Consider the following 13,314-nt stretch of genomic DNA (forward strand, 5'->3'; position numbering starts at 1 on the left):
TTATCCTCCGGTCTGTTTCGCGCGGCACACGCTGCAGATTTCATCGCCGGAGTCCAGCACGCGGAATTCCAGCTGCGCATCATCCAGCTCCGTCTTTTTGCAGACCGAGCATTGGTGGAAAAAGGTGCCCTGCGGGAGCTGGGCAGATTCAAACTTGCCACGGCGTGAGGCCACCTGGGCCATGCGCGCCCGTTCGCTGAGGAATCCAGGGCCGAACGCGATGAAAAAGTTCAGGTGTCCCACCAGCACCGGAAACAGCAGCGCGGGCTCACGCACCACCAGAAAGGCCGTCATCCCCGCAGTCAAAGCCGCCACCCATTTCATTTTGATCGGCAGAATGAAGTAGATGTAGATTTCCTCATTCGGATACAGGGACGCAAAGGCGAACAGCAGGGTCTGAAAGAGAAACATTCCTGACGCAGGCCAGTGAAACAGCAGCGCCCCCACGGTCACGGCAATCATCCAGCCGATGATGTAGAGATTGACCCGGAACGCTCCCCAGGCCGATTCCAAACCGCGGCCAATCCACATCATGAACATCGCGCCGATCAGCGCCCAGATGAGCGAAAAATTGCCGGGGATGAACACATGGGTGACCAGCCGCCAGACCTCGCCGTGCATCACCCGGATCGGATTCAGCTCAAGAAACTGCAAATACGCCGCCGCACCCTCCGGCGACATCACCATGACCATGAAGAGCACCAGCAGTTGAAACGCGGCGATGACCTGCACCAGGCCTGGAATGGCGAAGCGGCCGAATTTGGACTCTAATTGAGGAATGAGGGACATGTCTGTGGGGTTGGTAGTCCGGTTTCAGCCCGGAGCCAAGAGAAGAACGAACGTCACACACAGCGCGGCTATCCAATCGCGTGCGCCGAAGCGATCTCCATCACCCGTGAAGCGCAGCAGCTTGAACAACGCCCCCGTAGGGCACCCGTAGCGGCAGTACGCCAGCGGGGTGAAGAGCGACACCAGCAGACCGCCGATGGCGATCCCAATGCTCGCCCAGCCCGCCACGCGAAACAGATACGCATCAAAGGGCTCCAGGGCGTTCAGATTGACTGGCAGGCCAAAGGCCACGCTGAACAACACCAGCGCCAGCAGCACGAAGGGCAGTTTGGACAGCAGCTTGTCGGTTGTTTTCGAAGGCGACCACTGCCACGGCAGCCGGCGGACGAGGAGCTGCTGCAGCGCGCCGTGCGGGCAGATGTGGTGGCAGTAGATCTGCTTGCTGGTGAACACCGGCCCCAGCAGCGCCACGGCAGCCAGCAGCACCAGCCCATGGGCGTTTTTCCAGGGGGTGCCGTGTGTCGCCCATCCTACGAGGAGTCCTTGGGACAGCATCTCACCCGCAACAAAGCCGCCATAGATCACCAGCAGTACGTGATGCAAATGCCGGCACCACGCCCGGCCCCGCAGCGGAGTGAAGGCCATCACCAAAGCCGCCAGCAGGATCGCCACATGGCCGCTGTCCTGCCAGCGCCAGCGAATCTGCTGCCACCAGCCGCTGCGGGCCTCCTGCTCATGCAGCAGGGACTCAGCACGCACCCGCACCCCTTCGGCGATGCCGTAGCTCGTCTGCGTAGCGCCGGATACGCCTTCCACGCCGACGGCATTGAAGTCGATGTGCGCGATCTTCTCCGTCGTCATGCCATCAAACGTTTTCAAAAACGCCGGATCGCCCGTGACGTAGCCCACATACTGCTCCGTGTCATAGCTGCGCCGCAGGGCGATGCCGCGCAGCGTCGTGCCGCCAGCATCCATCAGCATGAAGGTGTCGCTCGGCCCTTTGTAGCCGACTGTTCCATCGGAAGCCGGCGCCGTGCGCACCGCCAGCGCGATCACCGCACCTTTCTCATCCAGCACTTCCTGTGAACCGGGATGCTGTTTGGATTCACGCAGTTTCACCGCCCGAGGTTCGAGCTTTTTGACCTCATCCAGCGTGATCGCGTCAGGAAACCGCAGCGAAGTCGTCGCGCTTTTGCCCAGGCGGCGCAACACTCCTTCAGCAATCGCGCTGCTCGTCAGCGTCGCCCCGGAAACGGCCTGCGGCAGCAGGCTCGAAAGCTCCGCAGCCTTCTTGCCCGTGAACTGCTTGAAGAACGACCTTTCACGCACCACCTCGGCCAGATGATCCGTCGTATCTCCGCTGCTCAGGATGCGCAGCCCCAGGACTTTGCCACGTGAGTCCAGCGCGATGAGCGTGTTCGTCGGCCCCGAGTAGCCGATGATGTCATCCGCTTCCGGCGAAGTCTGCATGACATGGCCAAGCGTGATGCCCGAGGCATCCTTCACCGCCTGCATGCCGTTCTGGGGCGTCAAAGTCGCTGCAGCAGGAAAAAAATCCCGCACGCGGTCCACCGTCAGCGCCACCGATGAAGACGGGTGTGAGCGCCGGATGGCCACGACCGCCAGCGCCAACAACGCCACGCGCCAGAGGCGTAGAGCGGGGGATTTCCAGCGGCGGGTGGAGGGCATGGCAAATCGTTAGCAGCATGGCCCGGAATGTCATTCACGAAGCCGTTGCCGTGCTGAATCGACCGGTGGAAATATGTTTCAGGACGGAATTAACGTTCCAAGTCCCCTCGCTGGGTTATGATGGCACCACCATGAGCTGCCGGCTTGCCTCCTTCGCTCCGCGCTGGCGGACACCGGCAACTGCGACAAGGCCTGCTTTGATCTGAATTTCGATGTCTCACTTAAAAAGAGCGACATCAAGGTGCTCTCTATGCTGTTCTTCATCCGTGCGGGCGATACGATCAAGGTGCACTTCTTCGTCTCCCTGAAACGTAATCCTTCCTGATTCATGCCCGCTTTCATTCATCACATCTCCACCGAGACGCCGGACTTCATATACAGCAACGAGTTCACGCGTGAGCGCATGAAGAGCTGGGTGTCCGAGCCGCGGGCCAAACGTCTGGTGGACATGATCTATGACCGCACGGGCATCGAGACGCGCTACAGCGCCAGCGATGACTTCATGAAGGATGACGGCGCGCTGTTTTACACATTGCCGGATGGTTCCATCAACTCTCCCACCACCGGCCAGCGCAACACGCTTTATGCCAAGGCTTCGCGCGAACTCGCGGTAAAGCTCGCACACAAGACCCTGGCCGAGTGTCCGCAGTTTGTGAAGAGCGACATCACGCATGTGGTCTTTGCCTCCTGCACCGGCTTTGCCAATCCGGGGCCGGACTACCACATCATCCGTGACGTGGGGCTCAATGAAAACGTCGAGCGCTACACCGTCGGGTTCATGGGCTGCTACGCCGCCTTTCCAGCGCTGCGTATGGCAGCTCAATTTTGTGAGGCCAATCCGCAGGCCGTGGTGCTGGTGATGTGTCTTGAACTCTGCTCCCTGCATCTGCAGGTCAGTGACAAACCGGAGAGCATCGTGGCCAATGCGCTGTTTGCGGACGGCGCTGCTGCGGCCATCGTCAGCGCACGCGAACCGGCGCATGACCGGCCCTATTACCGGGTGCATGGCTTTCAGTCGGCGCTGGTGCCTTCCAGCGAAGCGCACATGGCCTGGGACATTGGCGACCACGGTTTCAACATGGTGCTTTCGGCCTATGTGCCCGAACTTATCGGCAGCAACATCCGTGCGATGGTCGGCGGCATCCTCGACAAGCGCGGGCTCACACCGGCGGACATCGACGAATGGGCGGTGCATCCAGGTGGCCGCGCGATTCTCGACCAAATCGAAGAGCAGCTCGCCCTGCCCGCCACGGCTCTGGAAATGTCCCGCAGCGTGCTGCGCGACTACGGTAACATGAGCAGCCCGACGGTGCTGTTTGTACTCAAAGGTTTCCTCGAAGAAGCGGAGACTGAGCGCGCCATGACCTGCGCCATTGCCTTTGGTCCGGGGCTCACGGTGGAAACGGCGGTGCTGGAACGCTGCGGAGCCGCCATCTCGGCAGCCCAGAAAGCCCAGCCTGCCGCGCTGGCAGAAGTCGTGGCATGAAACCAGTCACCAACAGTGCGAAAAGCGCGCCAGACTACGATGTGATCATCGTGGGTGGCGGGCCTGTGGGCTTGTTGCTGGCCTGTCTGCTGAAGCAGCAGGGGGTGCGTCTCCGCGTACTGGAGCGGCGTGCCGAGCCCATGGCGTACTCGGCGGCCATCGGCATCACGCCACCCTCACTGCAGATCCTGGACAAGCTGGGTCTCGCCGCCGAGTTCGTCGCCAAGGGCGTGCAGGTGCGCGACTGCCTTGTGCATGGCCAGCGTGGTCAGCTTGGTTGTGTTTCGTTTCGGGAGATTCCGGATGCGCACCGCTTCATTCTGTCACTTCCGCAGGCCACCACCATTGCGATCCTGCAGAAGCATCTGGGGCAGGAGCACTTCCAGCCCGGCTGTGAAGTCAGCGACGTGAGGCAGTTTGAGGAGCACTGTTCCGTGCAAACCGGTGATGGTATGATCACGGCACGCTTCGTGATCGCGTGTGATGGCAGCCGCAGTCGCGTCCGTGAGTTCATCGGCATGCGGGCACCGGGTCATGTCTATGACTGCCATTTTGCCATGGGCGATTTTACCGACCGCAGTGGTTTTGGTGATGAGGCGCACTTGTTTTTCACCGAGACGGGTGCGGTGGAGTCTTTTCCACTGCCCGGTGGCCAGCGGCGCTGGATTGTGCAGACTGAAACGCATCAGGATCATCCACCACTGGGGTTTGTCAGCGAGCTGATCAAAAGGCGCACCGGCCTCGATGTCCCAGCCACCGATCAGCTCAGTGAAAGCGCCTTCACGCCGCGTAAATTCAACTGTGACCGCTACTACGAGGGGCGCATCATCCTCTGTGGTGACGCCGCGCACGTCATGAGCCCCATCGGTGGCCAGGGCATGAACACCGGCTTTGCAGACGCAGAGTTTCTCGCCGCCATTCTTTGCCAGGCCGATCCGCTGCAACTGCTGCCAGCCTACAACCGCTTCCGCCGCAAGGCGGCCAAAACAGCCATCACCCGCGCCGAGTGGGGCATGTGGCTGGGCACCTGGCGCGGCAAAGCGCTCTCGATGCTGCGTGATGTCCTTTTGAAGTTCCTGCTCTGCCAGAAACCTGTCGCCAGACACATGGGATCCTTTTATGCGATGCTCACGATCCCGTTCAATACCCTCGCGCGGGTTCCTTTGACCAGTTTGCAGCCGCGGCGGATTTGAGCTCCGGTCCTTTGGGCGCAGCCCGTGTGGCTGGAGTTTTGGCGGGACGAAAAACGAAAGAGGGTGCCACTCATACCCTGTACACCCTATATTAGCCCCAGAATGTAAGGGATGGCGCTGGCTGCCTAGGTGCCTTGCGTGCTGAAAAGCGTTGATCCATCACCATAATTGACTAAACACAGCCATGCCCGTGAGCGACGAACGAAAACAGGAAATCACCAAATCCCTCAAACGTTGCAGTGAGGAGACGGTCGCCGCCGCACTTCGTTTTGAAGAGAGCAAGAACCTCGACGAGCTGGACGCCATCATTCTCGGCGTGCTGGCACGTGATGCGGCGAATCCGCGGCCAGATGGTGTGGCTTCGGTCACAGACGACATGAAGCTGATCGATGACATCGGCATGGATTCGTTTGGCATGATCGAAGTGGTGATGACGGCGGAAGAAGTGCTCGGCCTGACGATCGCCACGGAAGAACTGAGCGGCATCATCACGCTGGGTGATCTGAAGAAATTCCTCCGGGCCAAATTCGGCGCGAGTGCCTCATGAAGCGGGTGGTCGTCACCGGCCTGGGGTTCATCTCCAGCATCGGCAACAACCGTGCGGCGGTGACGGAAAGCCTGCGCGAAGCCCGGTCTGGCATTGAGTTTGTTCCAGAACTCGCCGCCGTGAATGACCGCGTGAAGCTCGCAGGCACAGTGAAGGGCTTCGAGTTCCCAACCTCTGATCCGCTCGACTGGACCTTTCCCGAACAGGTGAAACTGAGCCGTGCACAGCTACGCACCATGGTTCCCAATGCCGTCTTCGCCTATGCTTCCATGCAGGAGGCCATCGCTGATGCCAGACTCGATCCGGAACAAGTTTCAGCTCCGCAGACCGGCTTGTACTGCGCTTCGGCAGGATCACCTTGGATGACCTATCTGGCGATGGATTCGGTGATCAAACGCGGCCCTGCTCGCACCTCTGCGCCCGTGGTCATCACGGGCATGCCGAATTCGCTGCATCTCAATTTAACGGCCCTGTTTGCCATCAAAGGCGCGACCCTGGCATTCAACAGCGCATGCGCCTCCTCCTCGCACGCCCTCGGACACGCCTGTGACATGATCCGGATGGGCCGGCAGAAAACCATGTTCGTCGTGGGTGCCGAGGACGCCCAGCTGCTGCACACCGTTTTGCCGTTTGCTTCACTGCGGGCCCTGAGCTCTCAAAGCGATCCTGCCTTGGCGCCGCGTCCGTTTGATGCAGGCCGCGATGGCTTCATCACCACCGGTGGCGGTGTGACGCTCGTGCTCGAAGAGGCTGAACATGCCGCCGCACGCGGTGCCACGATTTACGCCGAGGTCGCGGGCTGGGGCCAGGGCTCGGATGGCTACGATGTGGTGGCACCGGACCCAAGCGGCAGCGGACTGGCGCGTGCCATGACCAATGCCTTGCAAGACGCCAATTTGGAGGCTGCGGCGATCGATTACGTCAACGCGCACGGCACTGCCACCAATGCGGGTGACATCGCCGAGCTGAGCGCGCTGAAAACCGTCTTCACCGGTGATGCCAGACCGAAGGTCAGCAGCACCAAGGCGCTCACTGGCCACGGCCTCTGCCTGGCAGGAGCCCTGGAGGCGGGCATTTGCTGTCTGGCCTTGAAGGAAGGCTTCATGCCAATCTCCGCCAAGATTCAGCAGCTGGATCCCGCCTGTGAAGGCGTGGACATCCTCACCAGTCCGATCAAGCAGGCGCCGCGTGTCGCGATGAGCAACTCCAGCGGCTTCGGCGGCTCGAATGTGGCGCTGATTTTCTCGCAGCCTTAACTCCTGCGCTGAAGCCATGAAAGAGCGTGTCTTCCAGCCCGAACTGCTCGACACGCTGCCGCCGAAGGACCCCGACGCCATTCGCGCGCGTGAGGAAATGCTGCAGGTCAACGGCATCATGGGCAATCATCGCTGGATTGAGCGCATGGTGCGCCGTCATCGTGAGGACGGCTGGCGCATCACGGAGCTGGGTGCGGGGGATGGAGCGCTTTCATTGCGGCTCATGGAAGCAGGCTGTTGCAACGCGGCGGCGCTGCATGCTTTTGATCTGGCACCCAGGCCGGAGCTCTGGCCCGCAGAGGCGCACTGGACGCGTGGCGATGTTCTGGCGCAGGCGCTGCCCGACACAGAAATCGTGATCGCGAATTTGTTTCTGCATCACTTCACCACGGAACAACTGCGCCTGCTGGGTTCGCGTCTGTCTCCTGTGACACGATTGATCATCGCAGCTGAACCAGCCCGTTACTGGATTCACAGTCTCTCCGGCAGGTTGTTTTGTGAGCTGGCGGAGCTCAATCATGTGCAGCGCCATGACATGCAGGCGAGCATCCGTGCAGGATTTCGTGGTGACGAGCTGCGGGATGCACTCGCACTGGATTCCACCTGGCAGACCTGTGTCAGCAATCATCCCTGCGGGGCCTGTCGCTTCATGGCGTGGCGCTGAGAGCCCGTCAGTGAGGCGATGACACCCGTTGCCGTGGGGCGTGACTGCATTCATACTGCGGCACATGATCCGGCCCCACACGCCGCCAGAAACGCCCGAAGACAAGCCAGCGCACCGCGGAGAAGCGGGTGGCGCATGGGCGTCCCCTTGGGAGCTGGATCTGGAGTGGCTGGATGCGCCGCCCGGGAAAAAGAAACGCTACATCGAGGAGAAAAAGAAGCCTGCGCCGCAAGAGCCCAAGGCCGTGCCCAAGCCACCGGTGGAAACGCCGCCTCCAGTGGAGGTGGAAAAAGTGCCCGTCGCGCCGCGTCAGGCACCCCCTTCCCGGCTGGTGACGAAACCCCGGCCCACGCCGTCAGTTGAGCGCGAGGCCTCATGGTCCACGCTGGCCATCCTGAGCATGGGCTTGCTGGCCTTGGTCTTCATCGCCTGGCTCTATGTGGACGATCAGGCTCCGGGCCTGGATACGGACCTTCTCTTGAACCGGCCGGTCGATCAGGCGGCTACAATCCAAACACCCGACAAGCTGCGCAAGTTTTTGAATGCGCTGATCCCGTTTGAAGACAAACGGCTCGCAGGCAAACCACCATGGCTGTGGGACACACCAACGCTCTCGCGCTTCGTGCAGTCCAATGCCACCACTCTCGAAAATCTGCGTGATCTGCTGGAGGACGCCGACTGGCATCCCACGCACGCCGCATGGCATGCTGCGGACCCATGCGAGAATCCGCGCTGGCATCAGGTGCTGGTGCTCAAGCAGGCGGAGGCCGCCTATCTCTCCCGCCGCATGCAGGAAGAGGCGGCGTTCACAGCGGCCATCGATCTCGCGGAACTCGGCTGGCGACTGGAGCAAATCTGGGCCTGGCCCTCCTGCTACCAACGCGCGCTGGAGGCACAGACTCTCGCCGCACAAACGCTCGCCGATCTGCTGCGGCAGACCAAGCTGCCAGAGGCCGCGCTGCGCCAGTTTCAGCGACAGTTCAATGTCTGCCAGCCCACGGCAGAGGTGCTGGAAGGCGCGATGAATGCCTTCTACGTGCATGAGAAAAAACTCATCCTCGGCCCGAAGAGCGGCGAGAATCTCGACACCATGCCTGGCGGAGTTCAGCTGCATCGCCCGGGCCGGTTGTTTTTCAAACCCTATGAAACCCTGCAGCATTTCGCCACGGCATTCCGGCAGATGAAAACGGAAGTGCAGGCACCTCTGGCGCATACCACCGAAGTGCGGCTGAAAGAGGTCGCCGCCTCTGGAGCTTCCTACCAGCCCAATTCCGCCGGGCTCGCCTACTACCATCAGCGCATGAAGACCTACACTCCCTTGCCCGCTGAATTTGGAAAGGTGCGCACACGCGGAAATTTGATCGTCACCTTGTTTGCGGTGCGTCGCTGCATTGCAGAGAAGAAATCAGTGCCCGCCAACCTCGAACAACTGCGCACTTTCAACTTCCTCCTCGACGTGCCTGTCGATCCCTACACCGGCGCTCCGCTGCAATACAGCCTCGCACGCGGTCTGATCTGGTCCGTGGGAAATGATCTCAAATCCGCCAACGGCTCGCCCACCGAACCACCGATGAACGATGCCGCCGAACCCACCGTGGAACTCGGCATCGCCGTGGCGGCGGTGGCGAAGTAGGGGGGCGTTCGCAGGCTTGCATTCGGCACATTCGTCTCATAAAATCCCCCATGGCTGTTTTGTCTCCATTGCCTGAGCCGCCCGCCTTCATGCGCCACCGCACGACGGTCGAGGAGTTGTACCGGCTTTATGAAACGCGTGACCCGGCCGACACGCAGCGAATGGAACTCATCGAAGGAGAGATTGTCTTTATGATGCCACCCGGACCTCTGCACGCTGGATTTACCGATGAAGCAGAGGATGTGATCCGTCGCAAAGTAGGAAGCTCCTGCCGCGTGCGCTGTCAGCATCCTATCCGCATCAACCGGCACAACGAACCGCAGCCGGACATTGCGGTGGTCAAGCCGCGCAAGGATGCCTATGCACTTTCGCATCCTGATCCCGACGATGTGCTGCTCATCATTGAGGTGTCGGACACCTCGCTGGAATTCGATCTGAACGCCAAGCGCCACACCTATGCCAAAGCAGAGATCGCGGAATACTGGGTGCTGGATGTGAACTCGCTGGAGCTTCACGTTTTTTTGAATCCTTGGGAAGGTGATTACACGCAGCACACAACCTATAAGGGTGATGCCGAAGTGGCCTGCACGACGATTGCTGATCTCAAGATCAGCGTGCGCGAGCTTTTGCCTGGGATTTGAGGACAGCGGACTGACTACTTTTTCCACCGCATGCAACGGAAAGGATGATCATCGATCAAATTCGCCTGCACGCCTGTAAGGCGGTCGGCGTGGAAGAACTGGACGCCGACGTAGTGGTAGATCGGGATGATGACGGCTTCGTCGGTGACGAGTAGCTTTTCAGCCTGCTGAAACAGCGTGTTGCGCTGGTTCAAATCAGCTTCACGAGCGGCTGCTGCGATGAGGGCGTCGTATGAAGCGTTTGCGAAGCCGGTGCGGTTGTTGCCGCTGGATGAAAGAAACATCTCCAAAAACGTGCCGGGGTCATTGTAGTCGCCCACCCAGCTGCTGCGGCAGAGGTGGTAGTTTTTCTCCTTCATCGAAGCGAGGTAGATCTTCCATTCCTGCTTCGCCAGATCCACGCTAACACCCAGGTGCTCCTGCCACATGGCCTGCAATTCCACGGCGATATTGCGCTCGACGGGCTTTGGAAAGTAGAGGTACTCCACGCGTGGGAAGCCCTTGCCGCCGGGATACCCCGCTTCTGCGAGAAGCTTGCGCGCGCGCTCAGGATCAAATTCGGGGCCGGGCGGTGGCTGGTAGTTTTGTCCGGCACCGGGCGGTGTGAGGCTGAAGGCGTTGCGCTCGCCCAGCTGGGTGATCTTTTCGGTTACGCGCTTGCGATCAATGGCCAGCGAGAAAGCCAGTCGGATCTTCGGATTGTCAAACGGCGCACGGTTGACGTTGAAGCGGGTGAAGTAGCTGCCGAGGAAGGGACCCGTGTGGAAGTAAGGTTCCTGCTTGAGCTTGGCGGTGAGGGAGGTGGGCACCATGCCCTTGTCCATGATCAGATCCGCCTGCCCCGTGAGGAAGTAATTGATCGCCGTGTTAGGCTCAGAGATCGGCAGGATTTCGATGCTCTTCATCGGCACATTGGCGGCGTCCCAATAACCCTCGTTGCGGCGCAGCACGATGCGGTCGTCCAGCAGCCAGTCTTCCAGCGTGTAGGAGCCGTTGCCGATCAACGATCCCGGTTTGATCCACGCCGTGCTGTGCTTTTCAATGATGCGCTGCGGCACGGGGTAGAACGCTGTGAAGGCGCAGAGGTCGATGAAATAAGGCGTGGGGTTTTCGAGCTCGACGCGCAGCGTGCGGTCATCCAGCGCCGTGACCCCCACCTGCGTGAAGTCCTTGAGCGTGCCTTCGTGGTAAGCGCGCGCGTTTTTGATGACGTAAAGCTGGCCGGCATAATCAGCGCCGAACTCGGGCGTCAGCACGCGCTTCCAGGAATAAATAAAGTCCTGCGTGGTGAGCAGTGCACCATCACTCCACGTCGTATTCGGGCGCAGATGAAAGGTGTAGGTCTTGCGGTCCGGTGTCATCTCCCAGCGTTCGGCCATGCCGGGCTGCGGTTTCCCCGTCTCATCAATGCGGCAGAGACCTTCGAACAAAGCGGAGGCAATGCGCATGCCCACTTGGTCGGTCACGACGTGCGGATCAATGCTCTCCGGCTCGGCACCGTTGATAAAGACAAGGTCTGCGTGCGGCCGCGATTTGCCGCAGGCGGCGAGGGAGAGCAGAAGTGCGGCGGCAAGGGCGAAACGAATCACGCGAAAAGCTAGCACACGGTTGCGACTGTCCGCAGCACATTCCTTGCATCAGGCTGCAATGATTTGCCTGCACGCAGCGTTCCCAACGCCCAGCTTTTTTCCAGCCCATGCGCCTCCTCTGCCTTCTCACCCTCCTTGCCGTCTCCGCCCGCGCGGAATTGAAACTCCCCGCCATCATTGGCGACAACATGGTGCTGCAGCAGAAGCAGTCGAATCCCGTCTGGGGCTGGGACGCCCCCGGCACCGAGGTCACCGTGACCTTTGCCGGCCAGACCAAGACCGCCAAGGCTGGCGCGGATGGCAAATGGACCGTGAAGCTGGATGCAGTGCCGGCGAATGCGAAGCCAGCGACGATCACCATCAAGGGCAGCAGCACCAAGGAGCTGAAAAACGTGCTCGTGGGCGAGGTGTGGATCTGCTCCGGCCAGTCCAACATGGGGTTCAATCTTTCCAGTGTCTGGGATGCGGACCTCGACATCGCGCAGGCAAAGCTCCCACAGATCCGCCTCATCTCCGTGCCGCAGGTCGGCACGCAGGAGATCCAGAACGACTTCAAAGGCCAGTGGGAAGAATGCAGTCCCGCCAATGCCGGCCAGTTCACCGCCGTGGGCTACCATTTCGGCCGTGTGCTGCATGAGATGCTCGGCGTTCCCGTCGGCCTCATTGACAATGCCTGGGGCGGCAGCGCCTGCGAAGCCTGGGTGAAACGCGACGTGCTCGAAAAAGACCCGCGCTTTGCCTCCATCATCGCCCGCTGGAAACAGACCGAGTCCACCTTCACGAAGGAAGCCTTCGACAAGCAGCAGGCCGATCACAAAGCCAAGGTAGATGCGTGGGTGAAGGCCCGCGCTGCAGCGGTCAAGGCCGGCGAAATGTACACCGTCCCAGCTCCACGTCCGCCGCAGAATCCAATGACCGGCCAGCACCGCCCGGGCAATCTCTATGCAGGCGTGCTGCACCCGACGATTGGCTACGGCATCAAAGGCGTGATCTGGTACCAGGGCGAGTCCAATGCCAGCCGCGCGAAGGAATACGGCGAGCTGTTTCCCTTCATGATCGAGCATTGGCGCAAAGAATGGCAGCAGGGAGATTTCCCCTTCTACTGGGTGCAGCTGGCCGACTTCAAGCCCTACCAGACCGAGCCGGTGGAAAGCGACTGGGCCGAGCTGCGCGAAGCCCAGACCCGCACGATGAGCAAGCTGCCCAAAACCGGCCAGTGCGTCATCACCGACCTCGGTGAAGCAAACGACATCCATCCCAAAAACAAGCGCGACGTGGCCGAGCGCCTCGCCCGTTGGGCCTTGGTGAACGATTACGGCCAGAAGCTGCCCTACCGCAGCCCTGAGATCAAAGATGCGAAGTTTGACGGCGGCAAAGCACTGCTGACTTTTGACTACGCTCCGCAGGGCCTGCGCACGGTCGATACGGATGAGGTCAAAGGTTTCATGATCTGCGGTGAGGACAAAAAGTGGGTCTGGGCCAAAGCCAGCATCATCGGCGGTTCGAAGAAAGGCACCAACCAGATCGAAGTGAGCGCTGAGGGCATCGCCAAACCCGTGGCCGTCCGCTACGCCTGGGCTGACAATCCGGTCTGCAATGTCTTTTCTGCCGAAGGCCTGCCAGTGACGCCGTTCCGTACTGACGATTTTCCAATGATCACGGACCCTGCCAATCCGAACAGCGCCGAGGCCCAGATCGCCAAGCAAAGGGAAGAGATCGTGAAGCTCAGAAAAATTCAGGCAGAACAGCAGAAGGCCATCGAAGCGAAGAAAAAAGCCGCGAAGAAGTAAGCGCCCGCTTCGAGGGCGATTATTTCTTCAGCAAACT

General features: G+C 60.5%; 11 protein-coding genes. 8 read left to right on the top strand and 3 right to left on the bottom strand.

Annotated elements, in window-relative coordinates; genetic code table 11:
• Both AC24GY_RS05425 and AC24GY_RS05430 read right to left on the bottom strand, forming a co-directional pair.
• On the bottom strand, positions 1-789 hold the full coding sequence (locus tag AC24GY_RS05425; RefSeq protein ID WP_487680952.1) for a hypothetical protein: 789 nt from the start codon (positions 787-789) through the stop codon (positions 1-3).
• Between the two features lie 24 nt (positions 790-813).
• Complete coding sequence (locus AC24GY_RS05430; RefSeq protein ID WP_487680954.1) at positions 814-2,478, bottom strand: FMN-binding protein; 1,665 nt, start codon at positions 2,476-2,478, stop codon at positions 814-816.
• 328 nt (positions 2,479-2,806) lie between these two features.
• Between AC24GY_RS05430 and AC24GY_RS05435 the strand changes: the two genes are divergently transcribed.
• The 7 genes from AC24GY_RS05435 (at position 2,807) to AC24GY_RS05465 (ending at position 9,898) form a co-directional block, all read left to right on the top strand.
• Entirely contained in the window at positions 2,807-3,964 is a 1,158-nt protein-coding gene (locus AC24GY_RS05435) for a type III polyketide synthase (protein ID WP_487680956.1), read from the top strand.
• Complete coding sequence (locus AC24GY_RS05440; protein WP_487680958.1) at positions 3,961-5,157, top strand: FAD-dependent oxidoreductase; 1,197 nt, start codon at positions 3,961-3,963, stop codon at positions 5,155-5,157. Before AC24GY_RS05435 ends, AC24GY_RS05440 begins: the two co-directional genes overlap by 4 nt.
• A 190-nt stretch (positions 5,158-5,347) precedes the next feature.
• Positions 5,348-5,704: a phosphopantetheine-binding protein gene (locus AC24GY_RS05445; protein WP_487680960.1), complete on the top strand. Its 357-nt coding sequence runs from the start codon at positions 5,348-5,350 to the stop codon at positions 5,702-5,704.
• A complete protein-coding gene (locus AC24GY_RS05450; RefSeq protein ID WP_487680962.1) occupies positions 5,701-6,960 on the top strand; it encodes a beta-ketoacyl-[acyl-carrier-protein] synthase family protein in 1,260 nt (419 codons plus the stop codon). The genes AC24GY_RS05445 and AC24GY_RS05450 overlap by 4 nt, the downstream gene beginning before the upstream one ends.
• A 16-nt stretch (positions 6,961-6,976) precedes the next feature.
• Positions 6,977-7,624, top strand: a complete 648-nt coding sequence (locus tag AC24GY_RS05455) for a class I SAM-dependent methyltransferase (RefSeq protein ID WP_487680964.1) — start codon at positions 6,977-6,979, stop codon at positions 7,622-7,624.
• A 64-nt stretch (positions 7,625-7,688) separates the two neighbouring features.
• The gene (locus AC24GY_RS05460; RefSeq protein WP_487680966.1) at positions 7,689-9,257 is read left to right on the top strand and encodes a hypothetical protein; all 1,569 of its coding nucleotides are present in this window, start codon (positions 7,689-7,691) and stop codon (positions 9,255-9,257) included.
• 89 nt (positions 9,258-9,346) lie between these two features.
• Positions 9,347-9,898 (top strand): Uma2 family endonuclease, encoded by a 552-nt coding sequence (locus AC24GY_RS05465; protein ID WP_487680968.1) that lies wholly within the window; start codon positions 9,347-9,349, stop codon positions 9,896-9,898.
• A 14-nt stretch (positions 9,899-9,912) separates the two neighbouring features.
• On the opposite strand, the gene AC24GY_RS05470 is transcribed toward AC24GY_RS05465, so the two are convergent.
• Entirely contained in the window at positions 9,913-11,487 is a 1,575-nt protein-coding gene (locus tag AC24GY_RS05470) for a peptide ABC transporter substrate-binding protein (protein WP_487680970.1), read from the bottom strand.
• 107 nt (positions 11,488-11,594) lie between these two features.
• On the opposite strand from AC24GY_RS05470, the gene AC24GY_RS05475 reads away from it, so the two are divergent.
• Positions 11,595-13,277: a sialate O-acetylesterase gene (locus tag AC24GY_RS05475; RefSeq protein ID WP_487680972.1), complete on the top strand. Its 1,683-nt coding sequence runs from the start codon at positions 11,595-11,597 to the stop codon at positions 13,275-13,277.
• Positions 13,278-13,314: the final 37 nt, after the last annotated feature.

It is taken from the genome of Prosthecobacter sp. Pr1 (genome assembly GCF_057652315.1).

Bases quoted from the DNA above. Each gene is read 5' to 3' on its own strand.
- AC24GY_RS05425 (WP_487680952.1), bottom strand. From the start codon at position 789: ATGTCCCTCATTCCTCAATTAGAGTCCAAATTCGGCCGCTTCGCCATT.
- AC24GY_RS05430 (WP_487680954.1), bottom strand. From the start codon at position 2,478: ATGCCCTCCACCCGCCGCTGGAAATCCCCCGCTCTACGCCTCTGGCGC.
- AC24GY_RS05435 (WP_487680956.1), top strand. From the start codon at position 2,807: ATGCCCGCTTTCATTCATCACATCTCCACCGAGACGCCGGACTTCATA.
- AC24GY_RS05440 (WP_487680958.1), top strand. From the start codon at position 3,961: ATGAAACCAGTCACCAACAGTGCGAAAAGCGCGCCAGACTACGATGTG.
- AC24GY_RS05450 (WP_487680962.1), top strand. From the start codon at position 5,701: ATGAAGCGGGTGGTCGTCACCGGCCTGGGGTTCATCTCCAGCATCGGC.
- AC24GY_RS05455 (WP_487680964.1), top strand. From the start codon at position 6,977: ATGAAAGAGCGTGTCTTCCAGCCCGAACTGCTCGACACGCTGCCGCCG.
- AC24GY_RS05460 (WP_487680966.1), top strand. From the start codon at position 7,689: ATGATCCGGCCCCACACGCCGCCAGAAACGCCCGAAGACAAGCCAGCG.
- AC24GY_RS05465 (WP_487680968.1), top strand. From the start codon at position 9,347: ATGCGCCACCGCACGACGGTCGAGGAGTTGTACCGGCTTTATGAAACG.
- AC24GY_RS05475 (WP_487680972.1), top strand. From the start codon at position 11,595: ATGCGCCTCCTCTGCCTTCTCACCCTCCTTGCCGTCTCCGCCCGCGCG.